20 protein-coding genes and 3 pseudogenes are annotated in these 14159 nt (G+C 56.5%); 17 read left to right on the top strand and 6 right to left on the bottom strand.

Translation table 11 applies throughout. The annotated features are described in order from the left end of the window. Position 1 precedes the first annotated feature (1 nt). Genes GKE73_RS16075 through GKE73_RS24010 form a run of 5 tightly spaced genes read left to right on the top strand, consistent with a single transcriptional unit; the run spans position 2 to position 2413 of the window. Entirely contained in the window at positions 2–241 is a 240-nt protein-coding gene (locus GKE73_RS16075; RefSeq protein WP_230370730.1) for a HypC/HybG/HupF family hydrogenase formation chaperone, read from the top strand. Beyond that, positions 228–530 carry a HypD family hydrogenase formation protein gene (locus GKE73_RS16070; protein ID WP_230370729.1) on the top strand — a complete coding sequence of 101 codons (303 nt, stop codon included), beginning with the start codon at positions 228–230 and terminating at the stop codon, positions 528–530. The genes GKE73_RS16075 and GKE73_RS16070 overlap by 14 nt, the downstream gene beginning before the upstream one ends. A gap of 4 nt (positions 531–534) precedes the next feature. After that, positions 535–1362: a HypD family hydrogenase formation protein gene (locus tag GKE73_RS26695; RefSeq protein ID WP_230370728.1), complete on the top strand. Its 828-nt coding sequence runs from the start codon at positions 535–537 to the stop codon at positions 1360–1362. Further along, positions 1359–2024 carry an AIR synthase related protein gene (locus tag GKE73_RS24015; protein WP_280954986.1) on the top strand — a complete coding sequence of 222 codons (666 nt, stop codon included), beginning with the start codon at positions 1359–1361 and terminating at the stop codon, positions 2022–2024. Before GKE73_RS26695 ends, GKE73_RS24015 begins: the two co-directional genes overlap by 4 nt. Continuing rightward, on the top strand, positions 1934–2413 hold the full coding sequence (locus GKE73_RS24010) for a HypE family hydrogenase expression/formation protein (RefSeq protein ID WP_280954985.1): 480 nt from the start codon (positions 1934–1936) through the stop codon (positions 2411–2413). Before GKE73_RS24015 ends, GKE73_RS24010 begins: the two co-directional genes overlap by 91 nt. A 107-nt stretch (positions 2414–2520) precedes the next feature. Here the strand turns inward: GKE73_RS24010 and phaR are convergent, their stop codons facing one another. Continuing rightward, positions 2521–3090, bottom strand: a complete 570-nt coding sequence (gene phaR, locus GKE73_RS16055) for a polyhydroxyalkanoate synthesis repressor PhaR (protein WP_230370727.1) — start codon at positions 3088–3090, stop codon at positions 2521–2523. A 187-nt stretch (positions 3091–3277) separates the two neighbouring features. Here phaR and GKE73_RS16050 point away from each other — a divergent pair, with 187 nt between their 5' ends. The 4 genes and pseudogenes from GKE73_RS16050 (at position 3278) to GKE73_RS16040 (ending at position 5098) form a co-directional block, all read left to right on the top strand. Then, on the top strand, positions 3278–3481 hold the full coding sequence (locus GKE73_RS16050) for a phasin family protein (protein ID WP_280954984.1): 204 nt from the start codon (positions 3278–3280) through the stop codon (positions 3479–3481). After that, positions 3478–3528, top strand: a pseudogene (locus GKE73_RS25010) (hypothetical protein); the annotation flags it as partial. The gene GKE73_RS16050 and the pseudogene GKE73_RS25010, both read left to right, overlap by 4 nt. Positions 3529–3573: 45 nt before the next feature. Beyond that, the gene (locus tag GKE73_RS16045; RefSeq protein ID WP_230371564.1) at positions 3574–3834 is read left to right on the top strand and encodes a hypothetical protein; all 261 of its coding nucleotides are present in this window, start codon (positions 3574–3576) and stop codon (positions 3832–3834) included. 133 nt (positions 3835–3967) lie between these two features. Continuing rightward, positions 3968–5098 (top strand): annotated as a pseudogene (locus GKE73_RS16040) (M14 family metallopeptidase). 290 nt (positions 5099–5388) lie between these two features. Here the strand turns inward: GKE73_RS16040 and GKE73_RS24005 are convergent. From GKE73_RS24005 to GKE73_RS25005, 4 genes are all read right to left on the bottom strand, one after another. Continuing rightward, complete coding sequence (locus tag GKE73_RS24005; RefSeq protein ID WP_280954983.1) at positions 5389–5520, bottom strand: hypothetical protein; 132 nt, start codon at positions 5518–5520, stop codon at positions 5389–5391. After that, complete coding sequence (locus tag GKE73_RS16035; RefSeq protein ID WP_230370726.1) at positions 5517–5921, bottom strand: hypothetical protein; 405 nt, start codon at positions 5919–5921, stop codon at positions 5517–5519. Before GKE73_RS16035 ends, GKE73_RS24005 begins: the two co-directional genes overlap by 4 nt. 1062 nt (positions 5922–6983) lie before the next feature. Continuing rightward, positions 6984–7460 carry a hypothetical protein gene (locus tag GKE73_RS24000; protein WP_312854488.1) on the bottom strand — a complete coding sequence of 159 codons (477 nt, stop codon included), beginning with the start codon at positions 7458–7460 and terminating at the stop codon, positions 6984–6986. Beyond that, the gene (locus GKE73_RS25005) at positions 7433–8188 is read right to left on the bottom strand and encodes a nitronate monooxygenase (RefSeq protein ID WP_312854487.1); all 756 of its coding nucleotides are present in this window, start codon (positions 8186–8188) and stop codon (positions 7433–7435) included. Before GKE73_RS25005 ends, GKE73_RS24000 begins: the two co-directional genes overlap by 28 nt. Before the next feature lie 485 nt (positions 8189–8673). Between GKE73_RS25005 and GKE73_RS16025 the strand changes: the two genes are divergently transcribed. The 8 genes and pseudogenes from GKE73_RS16025 (at position 8674) to GKE73_RS15990 (ending at position 12685) form a co-directional block, all read left to right on the top strand. Continuing rightward, the gene (locus tag GKE73_RS16025; RefSeq protein ID WP_230370725.1) at positions 8674–8811 is read left to right on the top strand and encodes a hypothetical protein; all 138 of its coding nucleotides are present in this window, start codon (positions 8674–8676) and stop codon (positions 8809–8811) included. A 416-nt stretch (positions 8812–9227) separates the two neighbouring features. Beyond that, positions 9228–9686, top strand: a complete 459-nt coding sequence (locus GKE73_RS16020; RefSeq protein ID WP_230370724.1) for a FapA family amyloid fibril periplasmic chaperone — start codon at positions 9228–9230, stop codon at positions 9684–9686. Beyond that, positions 9610–10014: pseudogene (locus tag GKE73_RS27040) on the top strand (FapB/FapC family functional amyloid domain-containing protein); the annotation flags it as partial. The gene GKE73_RS16020 and the pseudogene GKE73_RS27040, both read left to right, overlap by 77 nt. 101 nt (positions 10015–10115) lie before the next feature. Next, positions 10116–10304, top strand: a complete 189-nt coding sequence (locus tag GKE73_RS16010) for a FapB/FapC family functional amyloid domain-containing protein (protein WP_512698906.1) — start codon at positions 10116–10118, stop codon at positions 10302–10304. A 69-nt stretch (positions 10305–10373) separates the two neighbouring features. Beyond that, a complete protein-coding gene (locus GKE73_RS16005) occupies positions 10374–10883 on the top strand; it encodes a hypothetical protein (protein WP_230370721.1) in 510 nt (169 codons plus the stop codon). After that, a complete protein-coding gene (locus GKE73_RS16000; RefSeq protein ID WP_512698929.1) occupies positions 10766–11197 on the top strand; it encodes a FapB/FapC family functional amyloid domain-containing protein in 432 nt (143 codons plus the stop codon). The genes GKE73_RS16005 and GKE73_RS16000 overlap by 118 nt, the downstream gene beginning before the upstream one ends. 54 nt (positions 11198–11251) lie before the next feature. Then, positions 11252–11944, top strand: a complete 693-nt coding sequence (locus tag GKE73_RS15995) for a C39 family peptidase (protein WP_230370719.1) — start codon at positions 11252–11254, stop codon at positions 11942–11944. A gap of 84 nt (positions 11945–12028) precedes the next feature. After that, positions 12029–12685, top strand: a complete 657-nt coding sequence (locus GKE73_RS15990; RefSeq protein WP_230370718.1) for a hypothetical protein — start codon at positions 12029–12031, stop codon at positions 12683–12685. A 65-nt stretch (positions 12686–12750) separates the two neighbouring features. On the opposite strand, the gene GKE73_RS15985 is transcribed toward GKE73_RS15990, so the two are convergent. Then, complete coding sequence (locus GKE73_RS15985) at positions 12751–14148, bottom strand: sigma-54 dependent transcriptional regulator (RefSeq protein WP_230370717.1); 1398 nt, start codon at positions 14146–14148, stop codon at positions 12751–12753. Positions 14149–14159 lie beyond the last annotated feature (11 nt).

The following is a 14159-nucleotide window of genomic DNA, read 5'->3' as shown; positions in this document are numbered from 1 at the left end:
GATGTGTCTGGCCATTCCGGTACGCATTACTGCCCTGCTGGCCGACGCTATGGCCGCAGTGGAGGTCGATGGCATCCATCGGGTCATCTCGCTGGCGCTGATTGACGACGCACAGGTTGGCGATTACGTCATCCTGCATGTCGGCTACGCCATCGGCAAACTTGACCCGGATGAAGCACAGGCCACGCTGCAACTGATGCACAAGTTGGCCGAACTGGGGTCGCCTGATGAAATACGTTGATGAATTTCGCGCGACGGAACTGGCGCACGGCCTCGCCCGCCGCCTACATGCCAGCGTGCAGCCCGATCGCCGTTACCGCCTGATGGAATTTTGCGGCGGCCACACACACGCCATTACACGCTATGGCCTGACCGCGCTGCTACCGGCCAACATCGAGCTGATCCACGGCCCCGGCTGCCCGGTATGCGTGCTACCGATTGGCCGTATCGATGCCGCCATCGACCTCGCCCTGCGCCATCGCGTCATCCTGTGCAGCTATGGCGACACCTTGCGCCTGCCTGCCAGCTAGGCAGATGACGCTCTATCGCGCCCGCGCCCAAGGCGCTGACGTGCGCGTGGTGTATTCGATCAACGATGCCCTGCAAATTGCCCGCGAACATCCACAACAGCCCGTGGTGTTCTTTGCCATCGGCTTTGAAACCACCACGCCGCCCAGCGCCGTCGCCCTGAAAACCGCCCGGGTCGAGGGGCTGACCAATTTCAGCCTGTTCTGCAATCACGTCCTCACCCCCCGCCGCCATGCGCCACCTGCTCAGCTCCGACGATGCCGTCGCGCTGGATGGCTTCATTGGCCCTTCCCACGTCAGCACCGTCATCGGCAGCGCGCCCTATGCCAGCATCGCCCGCGACTATGGCAAACCGGTGGTGATTGCTTAAGCTTCGAACCGCTGGACGTGCTGCAATCCATCCTGCTGCTGGTGGAACAGATCAATCAGGGTCGGGCCGAGGTAGAAACCCAGTTCACGCGCGCCGTCAGCGAAAACGGCAACCGCAAGGCCCTCGACTTGATGGCGGAAACCCTGACCCTGCGCCCGTCTTTTGAATGGCGCGGGCTGGGCCATGTTGCGCAGTCGGCACTGGCTGTTCATCCCGACTATGCCGAATTTGATGCCGAGCAGCGCTTTGATCTGCCGATACCGCACGTAGCCGATCACAAGGCCTGCGAGTGCGGCGCCATCCTGCGCGGACAAAAACAACCGCGCGACTGCAAGGTGTTTGCCTCCGCCTGCACCCCGGACCATCCACTGGGGGCCTGCATGGTCTCCAGCGAGGGCGCCTGTGCCGCCTATTATCACTATGGCCGCTTCGCGCCAATCATCACGGAATCGCCCTGCCGATGAACATGCCCCTGCAAACTCCAGCGATCCGCCAACTCGACTTGCGCCATGGCCGGGTAGAACTCACCCACGGCAGCGGCGGCCGTGCCATGGCCCAGTTGATCCAGCAGCTGTTTGTCGCCCACTTCGGCAATAGCTGGCTGGCACAAGGCAACGATCAGGCCATCGTGCCGCCCGTAGCAGGCCGCCTCGCCATCGCCACCGATAGCCACGTGGTCTCGCCGCTGTTCTTTCCCGGTGGCGACATTGGCAGTCTGGCGGTACACGGCACCGTCAACGATCTGGCCATGGGTGGTGCCAGGCCGCTGTACCTGTCCGCCGGGTTCATTCTGGAAGAAGGTTTTCCCCTCGCGGACCTCGCCCGTATCGTGCAATCGATGGCCAACGCGGCGCGAGCGGCTGGCGTGGCCATTGTTACCGGCGACACCAAAGTGGTGGAACGCGGCAAAGGTGATGGCGTCTTCATCAACACCACCGGTATCGGCGTGGTACCCGAGGGAGTCCAGCTGGTAAGCACGATCAGGCCCGCCCCGGAGATGCCATTTTGCTGTCCGGCACCATCGGCGACCACGGCATGGCCATCCTGTCGCAACGCGAGCATCTGGGTTTTGACAGCACCATCCAGTCCGACAGCGCGGCGCTGCACACCCTTTCGGCCAACCTGATCGCACACTGCCCCAGCCTGCGCCTGATGCGCGACCCCACGCGCGGCGGGCTGGCCACCACGCTCAACGAACTGGCATCACAATCCGGAGTTGGCATGCTGCTGGACGAACAGGCCGTGCCGGTACAGCCAGCAGTCCGTGCCGCCTGCGAATTACTCGGGCTGGACCCGTTCTACATCGCCAATGAAGGCAAGCTCGTCGCCATCTGTGCGCCGGAGCATGCCGACAGCGCCTTGGCCGCTCTGCGCGCCCATCCACTGGGGCGCGAGGCGGCACGGATTGGCCATGTGGTAGCGGACGCCCATGGCTTTGTGCGCGCGAAAACCCGCTTTGGCGGCGAGCGCTTGCTGGACTGGCTCAACGGGGAAAACCTGCCGCGCATCTGCTAGCCCCGCCACGCGCCAGACATGAAAAAACCGGAAGACGGTAAGCCGCCTTCCGGTTGATACTGCTGTACCGACCTGCACGCCCGGTTAACGCCCGGCGTGCCGTCCGCTCAATTCTCTTTCTCTTGCTTACCCTGCTCCGGCGCCACATAGCCCGGGAAATTGAAGCCGCCAAACAATTGTTTCGCCTGCTCCTGCATGCGGTTCTGCATGTCCATGAACATGCCGGAACTTTGTTCCATGTAGCTCGACATCATGCTCTGCATGGCCGGGCCCTGGAACTTCATGAACTCGCCCCACAAATTGGCATTGAACACCGGGTTATCGCCATACATGGCCTTGGTCTGCGCCTGCATCTTCTCTTGCAGTTGCGAAAACAGTTGCAGGTTTTTCTCCAGAAACGGCCCCATCATGCCCTGCATGGCCTGCCCGTAGTAACGGATAAACTGCGTCAGCACCTCGTGGCTGAACATCGGCATTCCGCCGTTTTCCTCTTCCAGAATGATCTGCAAAAGTACGCTGCGGGTAATGTCTTCCTGCGTCTTGGCATCCACCACCTGAATATCAACGCTATCCAGGACCAGTTGCTTTACATCGCCCAGCGTGATGTAAGAACTCGTTGCCGTATCGTACAACCGGCGGTTCGGGTACTTCTTGATGACCCGCTTTTCAACACTCATGTCACACTCCTGAATTATTTATTGTCGTGGTGTTGGGTGGAGCACTTTTATCATAAATACAACAGACTAGAGTAAAACAACTACACGCTCTTGAGATGGCGTGCTAGATTTAATCGTCATTGTGCAGTGCGATATCAGAGTTTGTAAATATTCTTGATCGTAGTCCAACAAAATGAGGGTCTAAAACATGGTTGCTAGCAATGATCAATTTACCAAATTTTCGCTGACCGGTTTCGAAAACGCGCTGCGTTTTGCCCAGATTTCTCTGGACGGTACCGAACGGCTGTTTAAATTCAACCTGGACAGCGCCAAGCAGTCGCTGGAAGAAAACGTACAGGCCGCCAAGGACCGGCCGCCGCGACCGATCCTCAGGACGCTTTCAACCAGCTGAACAAGCTGGCCAGCCGCAGCATCGACAAAGCGGTTGCCAACTCCCGCGGCGTCTATGAAATCCTGTCCACCACCCAGACCGAACTGGCCAAGTTGGCCGAAGAAAATCTGGGCACCTTCAACAAATCGCTGATCAGCGCCATTGAAACCGCGGCCAAAAGCTCGCCGTCCGGTTCCGATGCTGCCCTCAATGCCGTGAAAACCAGCATTGCTGCCGCCGCTGCCGCCGTCAACAGCTTCAGCAAAGCCGCCCAGCAAGTGGCAGAATTTACTGACAGCAGCGTAAAAGCCGCCTCCAGCGCCACCGCTGACGCCGTCAAGACCGCCACCAAACGTGGCAGTACTGCTGCCTGATCTCTTGACCGGATTTAACACACCCAACCCCGCCTTTTGGCGGGGTTTTTGCTGTTGGCGTGGTGCCAACGGCAACAGACAGGATTACAATCTCTCACCTTGAGTCAGCATCAGGCATACAGGTTCCATTCGCATGAAAATCAGCAGCAATTTTGACGCTTAAGCAGCATTGAAATCGTTTCCATTAACGACCCGGAAGATATCCAATTACGTATTCCTCGTGATAATGCCTCTGAATTTGCGCAATGGTTCTACTTCCGGCTGCAAGGGGCAGCCTACCAGACCTGCACGCTGCGCTTTCTCAATGCCAGTGATTGCGCCTATCCGGAAGGCTGGGTCAACTATCAGGCCATGGCCTCGTACGACCGCATCAACTGGTTCCGGGTGCCAACCCACTATGATGGCGAAGTACTGACCATCGAGCATGTACCGCTGGCCAACAGCGTCTACTACGCTTACTTTGAACCCTATTCCTACGAGCAGCACCTCAATCTGATCGGCCGGCACAAGGCTCCGGCCTGTGTCAGGTGACCGACCTCGGCAGCACCTTGCAAGGCCGCGACATCAATTTGCTGACCATCGGCCATGAGGTCGAATCGGACCTGAAAGTCTGGGTCATCGCCCGCCAGCACCCCGGTGAAACCATGGCGGAGTGGTTTGTCGAAGGCTTCCTCAATCGCCTGCTCGACCCTCTCGACCCAACATCCCGCGCGCTGCTGGATAAAGCAACGTTCTACGTGGTTCCCAACATGAATCCGGATGGTTCGGTACTGGGTAACCTGCGCACCAACGCGGCAGGCAGCAACCTGAACCGGGAATGGGAACAGCCATCGCTTGAGGCAAGCCCGGAGGTGTTGGCCGTAAGGGAAAAAATGCAGGAAACCGGCGTCGATCTGTTTCTGGACATTCACGGCGATGAGTCCACGCCTTATGTCTTTGTCGCCGGTACCGAAGGCGTGCCGTCCTACAGCGAACGGATTCGCCTGCAGGAAGAAAAGTTCAAACACTACCTGCAGCTTTCCAGCCCGGATTTTCAGGACGAGTTCGGCTACGCCAAAGATGCCCCGGCGAAGCCAATCTGGCACTGGCAACCAACTGGGTGGGCAATCACTTTAATTGCCCGGCCTTCACGCTGGAAATGCCGTTCAAGGACAATGCCAACCTGCCTGATGACGACTACGGGTGGAACGGCCAGCGCAGCTTGCGTTTGGGCGAGGCCATGCTCTCCCCTATCTTTGCCGTCATTAATGATCTCAGGCTGTAAGAACAGGGCACGACAGCCCACTCACCGCAAAACCGGCATCCTGCCGGTTTTTTTATTGTTCAGTCACAGAAATAAAGAAGGCAAACCTCGCAGCCAACCCGGGATGCACACAGGAATTTGCAAGGCAGCAGATACCCCAAAGTGTTGCAGGCGATGTATGGAGAAATGACGAGGGTCAAACAGGGCGGCACATCTAGGCAACCGGGACGAACCGGTAACAGGGGCTGTATCACACATCAGGCAGAATCCGTCAGGTGCACTCTTGCCGCCAACGGTCACAACTTAACAGCTCAGGTAGCCGGGGTATCTGTTTGAACGCCAGTCGTCTGTAACGATTTCAGACGTTCCCCGGTTTCAATGAGAGAGGCTTGCACGCCATCCTTGATCAGGCAGCACAAATAATCCATGCCCTGCTCGGTCATGACAATACCGCTATGGGACGATATTCCAGACGGCCGTCAGCCACCAGTTTCGCAATCTTGCGACGCACGGTTTCACGGGGAATGCCAGTCACTTCTGAAATGGAAAACGGGTTGGTAGCCAGCAGCGAAGCATGGTGATGCTTGTCATCACCGGTTTGGTAATTACGCGTGCTGTGCATGTAGACCTCACCGAGAATCAACGGCAACAGGAAATCGCCATCAAACTCGTGATACAACCGGCTCAGGCTTTGCACCATGTAGGCCCAGGATATCTGACAGGCTTTCCGGCATATCGACTCGCCACTGCGGCAGGACTGGCAGTCACTACTGGCAGAGGCATCTGGCGAAACGGAAATCCTTGGTGCGTCGGAATCGGGCTGATCCTGCATAGACGTAATCATCGTAATTATAATGTTTCCAATACCGAGGAATTGAGTGGCTCCTCTTACCGGGGTGCTTTCTGCGCCCACACACATCCCGAATCAGTTTATAAAAACCGGGGCTGATACAAGCAGGATGATAAAATCCATGTTATCAAGGCGGGAAACGACGGAAAGCGCACAACATAGCCCTGAGCTACAGTGACTAAATCGAGCGTGTAGAAGTTAATCAGTCCGCCTCTCTTATGCAAATCTGCACTACCCACAATGGGGAGATGACACCCCAAAAAAATATCCCTTTGGTATAAACATTGAGCAGGCAAGCTTCCCGCTGCTTGCCGCCCACCACCTTGTATTCACCACTGCCTGACTGCCAACTCAGCGCTGCACTGCAGCAGCGAAAGTCTAAAACAAGCCATTGATTTCAATAGATATATATGATGCATAACTATAGCTATCGATATAGCGTTACCCGCTGAACACGGCAGCAAAATCGGCCCAAGATTAGCACCTTATTTTATAAAAATCATTACTTATCTTATCGTTATCTTTAAACAATAAAAAAATAATGCGGTTTAATACATCAACATGAAAATTCAAAGTAATCACCATGCTTTGTGCACCATGACGAGCCATAACATTTAAATTAGGGGTTAATCGCAAACGTATAAGAGCATAGCCATATTCGATAAAACCGATAAAAGAATGAGGCTTAACAGAAATAATCAGTTCAGGGAAATTGGCTAAGTAAAGGTCAGTAATAACAAAGCGACCAAAGTTGTCGGAAGCGGGAAAACCACCGAGCGAAAAACATCATTTAATTCAAACGGTCTATAGAAACACCAAAATCAAGACCATCTTAATGTCATGAATACAAAGGATTATGCGTTAATCATAAGCATCTATTTGCATTTCTGGGCACATTAGGTATGGCCATTTTCGGCCAACGTGATAGTGCAGTAACTGTTTTCAGGAATCAGAGATACCAAAGCAAAAACACCGGTAGTTAGCCGGTGTTTTTAGTGAGCCACTGACAGAGGTGCTGGTTTGGGCTACTACCCGGCAACCGGCACGCTCAAGCCATTATTCGGCCATTGCAGGCAGCGCGATTTTGTTATCGGTACTGTATTGATAGTCGTGGAACACATGTTCCGCCGTCAGCTGCTGATAACTACCGTCTGCTTTACGGTTTGTTGTGTCTTTCAACCGGTAGGTAAATTGACCGCAAGTCCAACAATCGAAGTTACGCATGTGGGTACACAGGCAGGTTTTGTCCCAGACCTTGACGCGACGCTCGCCCGGATGAGCGGCCACTTCGCGGTTGTAGGCTTCAATGTACTGACAGCTGCCCGAGGCATCCAGCAGATAGCCATATGCTTCGCAATTGGGGCGAATGCCATTACCGATCGCCGGGCTGTTCTTCAGCATGCGCATCGGATAACCGGTCGGCGAGATCTGGTTGACTTCGATATCGTCTTCACTGGCTTTGAAGTATTCCTGCTGCACATTTTCCGGCAGACCACATTCTCGCGTCACGGTGAAGCGGGTAGCCACCTGCACGGCACTTGCACCCATTTCCGGAAGCCGACCGCATCACTACCGGTAAACACGCCACCAGCGGCTACCAGTGGAATATCCAGCTGTTCGGCCTGCAACCAGGCACGGATTTCCGCCATGATGGTGGCCAGATCGTATTGGGCCCAGTCCATGCCGAAGCCGAGGTGACCACCCGCCAGCGGCCCCTCGACCACGACATAATCGGGCAGACGACCGGTGCGAGCGCTTTTTTTCAGGAACAGCTGCAAGGCTCGCAGTGATGACACGATGATACCCAGCTTGGCATCGCGAAAGCGCGGATGATCTTCCATCAGGGCAAATGACCCCAGATGCAAACCAGCTGCCAGCGTAATGCCATCAATGCCGGCGTCCAGCGCGGCCTTCAGGCGTACCCGCAGGGTTTCCTTGGGGCTGTTCATCGTCAACTTTTCCATGCAGTTGATGAAGATCATGCCCGGGCCGCGCTTGGCTTCCATGGTTTTACCCACATGGAGAGCTGTTGCTTCGGCCAACAGTCCCAAGTCGAATTTCACCACCGACTTGTCAGAATTCTCTACGTTGAATTTGTACTGCTGCAGCTTGTTCTTGACGTACTTGGTATTGAAACGACGATCCGTCACCGTCGGCACCATGGCATCTGAAATATGGCCAATGCCACCCAGACGCGCCGCTTCCAGCGACAAGGCCGACGTTGAGATGTCTACCCCCATGCCACCCACGATGATAGGCACCAGTTCCTGCGAACCTAGTCGCAGGCGAAAATCATCTACGCTCTTCATTGCTTGAGTATCAGCTTCTTTCTTGGCAGGCCCGCATTATCGCCTAATGCCTGCGGCGATAAAAGCAAATGATTTATGACCTTACACATCCCGGACACTTCAAGGCAGCATCCGTCAACTCCACATATGACCAACAAAATGCCAAAAACGTTCAACATCTCCAAGCATTCCACGCGAAGAATCAAAGATAATTGCCGGAATAACTGACAGCATGGCTTTTTATGTCACTGCTTTTTTGGCCCGAGCGCTCGCTTGAGTGCTTGTACAAAGCGGCACGATGCCCTAGGCTGCCAGCTCTTTGCCGATGGAGAATGACATGCTGACATTGCTGGCTGCCCGCCCTGGACCGTACCGGGAATATTTTGGTCAATGGCCGACTGGATGGTTACCCCGCCTATTTTCACGTCCAGCCCCAAGCGATATATGAAGCTCTTGGCTTGTCAGCAGACAGCGATCAGGGCGCATTACAACTGTTGCAGCAACAATGGGCACGCTTTGATCCGGCGCTGGAACGTCTGGTCCGTCGCTTTGGCAATGATTTTCTGGCTACCGCTGCTTTGCTGCAAATGAAGTAAGGCAACAACGGCGGCTACACCAATAGCTCGCCATTGCGAGTGCAAGCATCTAGCCCCCCTGCTCGCGCGGCAAACTTAAAACACAACACAAACACTGGCTGAGGGTTGGCCGAAAGAGAGAGGCCCCAGCCATGGCAATCATGCTGCCCGCGTCTCATTGTTGATACAGCCAAACTTCTTTGGCTTCGGTTATGTGTCAGACAAACCGGAACTCTCCTCCACCTCATCGCTGAATTTTCCTGCCGTAACACTGTCCACCGAGTCTGATTCCGTCATTGTGTCTCAGCCCTGAAACACAAATCCCTTCGTCGTTCACTGCCTGAAAATCCCGGCGCCTTATCCTGCAAGGTTTTGTCACTGTTGGCATGCAAGCTGCGTTAAGCGGCCTATCAGCGGTATGCCGCAGGAGACACGCAATGAATTTCTACATGGCCTTGTTGGGTTTATTGTCATCCGCCACGACGGCCCCCATTGCCAGCGCAGCCGACATTTCTGGCGATACCCACGATGCCGACATCGTAATCATGCGGCGCGTACCGGAGCGTTCCGCCTACCGCACCGAAGCGCATCCCAGCACGAACGCCAGCCGGGTCAATGTGTCACCGGCCCATGACGTAACCCCGGCCACCACAAGCACTAACGTCCCCGCCCGCTTGGCGGACGACCACACCATGTCGTTGACCGTTGGCAACACGGAACGCTTCCAGACGTCATCAGTCGGCGCAACCGCCATGGTCAATGCCCCGCTGCTAACAGGGGCGAGCATCAGTGCACCGCTCACTGGAAGCGGCGCGGGAAATGGCACCGGCGGACTGGCGTCCTCGATCCAGCAAGCGCTCTCGCCCCTCAGCCAGAATCCTGGATTGGGTCACTAAGGAGCGCGGCCATGAGACACCTGACATCATTGACTCGCTGCTGTCTGCCCGGACTGCTGAGCCTGATCATGACTGCACACGCCGACACCCGGCAACTCTGGAACAAAGTGGCAGTGGCAATAGCGGCGTGCTCTCGATCAACCAAGCGGCGGGCGATGGCAATCAACAGGCCAACCTGCGCAATCTGGTCATCAGCACGGACACCGCCCACGCCAATACGGCGGCACAGCAGCGGTTGAGCGCGTCAGGCTCACCCCATGCCGGTAGCGATTCTGCCATCATTGCGCCGGATTCACTGCGCAACAACGTCGGGCTGATCGGCATCAACCAGAGCGCCGGGCAAGCCAACCAATCGGCCAATAGCTTGAGCCTAGCCATCGGTGGCCACTCGGCTTACATTAGGCAGGCGCCATCGCCTCGCAGGATAGTGTGTTGCAGTCCGCCGCTACCGGCCACGCCGTCCGAAATGAGACATCCGCAAACAGCGGCCAAGAGCAGCAAACCGTCATCAGTGACAGCGCCTTTCAAGGCAGTCGCGGCGTCATCCAGCTTAATCAGATAGTAAGCAACCTGAATCAGGCGGTCAACGCCACGGCTATCCGTGTTGTTCGCCCGTAAGGGCTGTTGGCCGCCACCGTTCCACCCCGAGGCGGTGTCCGGTCTTTTTTATATGTAAGGAGAATAATCATGGCTAAGCTGCACAACACTCTGGTACTGGTATCCATTCTGGGCGCTTATGGCATTGCACATGCCGATAACACCAGCCCCACACACCAGCCGCCGGTCAACAACTCGTCGACCCAAATCAGCAACACGATTTCCAACGGCTATGACAACACCACGTCCAATGTCAATCTCTCGGCCTATGCCGAAGTATTGGTGGTTGACGAGGTGTTTGACCCTCAGGCAGATGCCTTGGCCAACGCCAGCGTCAACGATATTCAGAAAAACCTGAATAACAAGCTGAATGTTACCGACCCGTCGAAAGCGGCGTTGCGCAATAGCGTGGCCCATGTTGATGGCAACGTGCCGTCAACAACGCCTCGGGTTTCTTCAACCAGCAGGCCAACAACGTTGCCATCAGTTCCACTGGCAACAAGAACAGCGTTGCCAAAGCGGCTACCAACTTTGAGCAACTCAATAACGACAACACCTTCAACTTTGAAGAGCCGTATCGCGGCACGTCAAATGACATGACCGCCTCGGTCAAAGGCTCCATCAAGGATGTAAACGGTAATGTCGGCGTCAACAATGCCGCTGGTGCGGGCAACCAGCAGAAAAATGATGTGGCGTTGGCCAATGCCAGCTCGGCGCTGCTAGCCAGCGCCTCGACCGGTGGCGTGCAACTCAACCAGAACACCGTCGTCACGTCTTCTCTGCCGTTGAATGTATCGGCGTCGCTCAGTGACTCGGTCAAGAATGTCACGGGTAATGTCGGCGTCAACAACGCGGCAGGGCTGGGTAATCAACAGATCAACACCCTGTCGATCGCCTCGGCCTCTGGCAAATAACTCCACACGCGAAAGGAGTGGCCGTGGCGGTGTCAGGCATCGCCACGGCTGACAATGCTGATGAACCGATTCTGTACTTTCTTGCTGCTCCTGCTTGGCATCTCTACCACGCTGCATGCCGCCGAACTGGCGATTCCGGCATTTACCGGTGACGGCGAACCCAGCAAACGGCTCACCAGCCTACGGGAAATCCGTTTTCAGTATGTCGTCGAGCAGAAAACCGACTATAGCTGTGGCGCGGCGGCTCTTGCCACGTTGTTGCGCTATGCGTTTGCGCGCCCGATCACCGAAAACGATGTCATCGTTGGCATGTTCAACGGTGCCAATGCCGAACAGGTGCGCAAGCAGGGGTTTTCCATGCTGGACATGAAACGCTACGTGAACAGCCTGCAGCTGCGGGCCAGCGGTTTTGTGACGGGAGTGGAAAAACTGCCGTCGCTGCGGATTCCGGTCATCATCATGCTGGATGTCAACGGCTATAAGCATTTTGTCGTACTGAAACTCGCCACCAAAGACAGCGTATTCATCGCTGACCCGGCGCTAGGGAACCGCAGCCTGCGCATGGACGAATTCAAACGGCAATGGAACGGCGTGTTACTGGCCGTTGCCGGGCCAGGCTATCGGCCGAACACTCCGCTGCGCCGCATACCGGCGATTCTGTCAGCCCGTTCCGCCGTCAACAGCATGCAGCCGGTAGAGTTGGCCGAACTGGTTGAATACGGCTTCTTGCATAGCGATTTTTTCTGACCACGGCTTTCTGGATGACGGTCCGATCAAAGCTTCGGCCAACCTGCACGACCTGACTGCGATTCCCACACAAGGATGCACGCCATGAAAACCAACCGGATGGGCTGGATATCCGTATCGTGCCTGCTGCTGGGGCTGAGTGCTCCCGGCTACGCCGCCTTGGCGTATGTGGATGACACAGTTCTGGATGGTCTGCGCGGGCGATATGTCGATGCGGGTAAAATCGTCAATTTCGGCATCCAGATGACCACCATCTGGCGCGATGCGGATGGCACCCTGAGTGGCGTTGCCACCCAACTGACCGGTCGGGATAACGGGCAAGTCCGTGTCAGCAACTATACGCTGGACGGCAAAACCGCCGGTAACCCGTCGTCGCTGCCCACAACGCCGGGGCTGGCTTCCGTGCAAGGGGTGGTACAAGTCAACCAACTGGCGGGCACGAATAATCAATCACACAATAGCGCGACGGTGGAAATCGATAATGCCGGGGCCGCACCACTGGCGCTGGGCACTAACTGGCAACCGGTCAGCCAGAGTTCGGCCAACCACCGGCGATGGAAAATCCTTGCAGGTGGTAATCCAGAAAGGCGCGGCGGGTTATGCCGGGCAATCGATCGGACAAGGGCAGCTGACACAGTTTTCCAATGTGCAAGGCAGCAATGTGGCAGTAGAAAACTCCCTGCGCATTCAGGTTTCCCTCAGTCCCGCCAATCGCCTCAGTGGCAATCAGCTGTTCAATAGCCTGCACCATTTAATGATAGGCATCCCCGGGCGCTAAACCGAGGCGGCTCCGGCCCGACACAGGCTCATGACGAGAGCGCGTCTTCCTTCTCAACCCGCGATTCGGGCGGTGTGGGATTGGCGGCGGACAGGGTTGGCTCTGCCATCTGGTACTTCTGCAGCAGGCGATAAAAGGTGGCGCGCGACACGCCCAACCGCCGCGCGGCTTCCGAGCTGTTATTGCCAAACAGCTTGAGCGCCAGCGCCAAGGCGTCCTGTTCGGCCTGTGCACGCGCCTCCTCCAGCGTCATCAGGGTACTGGTCCGCAAGTTTTCGGCCAACCCCATGTCCGCCGCATGGATGATGCGACCACGGGACATAGCCAAGCCCTGACTGATGCGATTGACCATTTCCCGCACATTGCCCGGCCAGGCATAGCCCACCATCACGCACATCGCTTCACTGGAAAAGCGTTTACCGGGCAGCTCCATGCGTTTGGCCGGGGAACCCAGAAAATGGGCCGCCAGGATCGGGATATCCGAACGCCGTTGCCGCAGCGGCGGGATGTTCAGGCAGCACACATTCAAGCGGTAAAACAAGTCTTCGCGGAACCGTCCCTCCCGCACCGCCCGCGACAAATCCACATGCGTGGCCGACACCACCCGCACATCCACCTCCAGCGAGCGGCTGCTGCCCAGCCGATCAATCGTGCCTTCTTGCAAAAAGCGCAGCAGGTTAACTCGGGCTTCAATCGGCATGTCGCCGATTTCATCCAGAAACAGGGTGCCGCCCTTGGCCGCTTCAATCCGGCCGATGCGTCGTTCGGTGGCGCCGGTAAATGCGCCACGTTCGTAGCCGAACAATTCTGACTGCACCAGCGCCAGTGGCAAGCCACCACAATTAACCGCCGAGAAAGGCGCCTTGGCACGGCGGGAACACTGATGAATGGCGCGGGCCACCAGCTCTTTACCAGTACCACTCTCGCCGGAAATCAGCACATTCATATCGATCCGCGCCAGACGACGAATATCCTGCCGCAGCTGTCGCATGGAAGGATGTTCCCCCACCAACTCGAGTCCGGCCTCGTCTTCATCACCATGCTGGGTCTGGCGATGCAACAGCGTTTTGCCGTGCAACCGCCCCAGCGTCACTTCCAGCCGGGTGGGCTGGATGGGCAAACAGTGAAAGTCATAGCACACGTCATTGATGAAATGTTTGATCAGCGGTTGAGCCAGCAGGGCACGATCAACCAGCAGCACCCATTCCAGATCAAACAATCCGGCCGTCTTGCGCAAGGTATCCAGCTGGCGCATGACCTTATCGTCCACCCAGATCAAGCCAACAGTTGCTTCCCGCACACCCTTGTGCATGGCCAGTTGCCGCACATCGCTGACATGGTGAACCTGCCAGCCATGGCGGCCAAGCACGCTCAATAACGGCGACATGCCGCTGCCGATGGCCAGAAGCTGCTTAGTCATGCTCATGCCCTGCCTCC

Origin of the sequence: Paludibacterium denitrificans (genome assembly GCF_009707705.1) — a bacterium.
Lineage (GTDB): Bacteria > Pseudomonadota > Gammaproteobacteria > Burkholderiales > Chromobacteriaceae > Paludibacterium_A > Paludibacterium_A denitrificans.
This window is presented reverse-complemented; position numbering and strand designations above follow the sequence as displayed.

What these genes read in the sequence shown, in the direction of transcription:
- GKE73_RS16075 (WP_230370730.1), top strand. Translation starts at nt 2, where the DNA reads ATGTGTCTGGCCATTCCGGTACGCATTACTGCCCTGCTGGCCGACGCT.
- GKE73_RS16070 (WP_230370729.1), top strand. Translation starts at nt 228, where the DNA reads ATGAAATACGTTGATGAATTTCGCGCGACGGAACTGGCGCACGGCCTC.
- GKE73_RS26695 (WP_230370728.1), top strand. Translation starts at nt 535, where the DNA reads ATGACGCTCTATCGCGCCCGCGCCCAAGGCGCTGACGTGCGCGTGGTG.
- GKE73_RS24015 (WP_280954986.1), top strand. Translation starts at nt 1,359, where the DNA reads ATGAACATGCCCCTGCAAACTCCAGCGATCCGCCAACTCGACTTGCGC.
- GKE73_RS24010 (WP_280954985.1), top strand. Translation starts at nt 1,934, where the DNA reads ATGGCCATCCTGTCGCAACGCGAGCATCTGGGTTTTGACAGCACCATC.
- phaR (WP_230370727.1), bottom strand. Translation starts at nt 3,090, where the DNA reads ATGAGTGTTGAAAAGCGGGTCATCAAGAAGTACCCGAACCGCCGGTTG.
- GKE73_RS16050 (WP_280954984.1), top strand. Translation starts at nt 3,278, where the DNA reads ATGGTTGCTAGCAATGATCAATTTACCAAATTTTCGCTGACCGGTTTC.
- GKE73_RS24005 (WP_280954983.1), bottom strand. Translation starts at nt 5,520, where the DNA reads ATGACCGAGCAGGGCATGGATTATTTGTGCTGCCTGATCAAGGATGGC.
- GKE73_RS16035 (WP_230370726.1), bottom strand. Translation starts at nt 5,921, where the DNA reads ATGATTACGTCTATGCAGGATCAGCCCGATTCCGACGCACCAAGGATT.
- GKE73_RS16020 (WP_230370724.1), top strand. Translation starts at nt 9,228, where the DNA reads ATGAATTTCTACATGGCCTTGTTGGGTTTATTGTCATCCGCCACGACG.
- GKE73_RS16005 (WP_230370721.1), top strand. Translation starts at nt 10,374, where the DNA reads ATGGCTAAGCTGCACAACACTCTGGTACTGGTATCCATTCTGGGCGCT.
- GKE73_RS15995 (WP_230370719.1), top strand. Translation starts at nt 11,252, where the DNA reads ATGCTGATGAACCGATTCTGTACTTTCTTGCTGCTCCTGCTTGGCATC.
- GKE73_RS15990 (WP_230370718.1), top strand. Translation starts at nt 12,029, where the DNA reads ATGAAAACCAACCGGATGGGCTGGATATCCGTATCGTGCCTGCTGCTG.
- GKE73_RS15985 (WP_230370717.1), bottom strand. Translation starts at nt 14,148, where the DNA reads ATGAGCATGACTAAGCAGCTTCTGGCCATCGGCAGCGGCATGTCGCCG.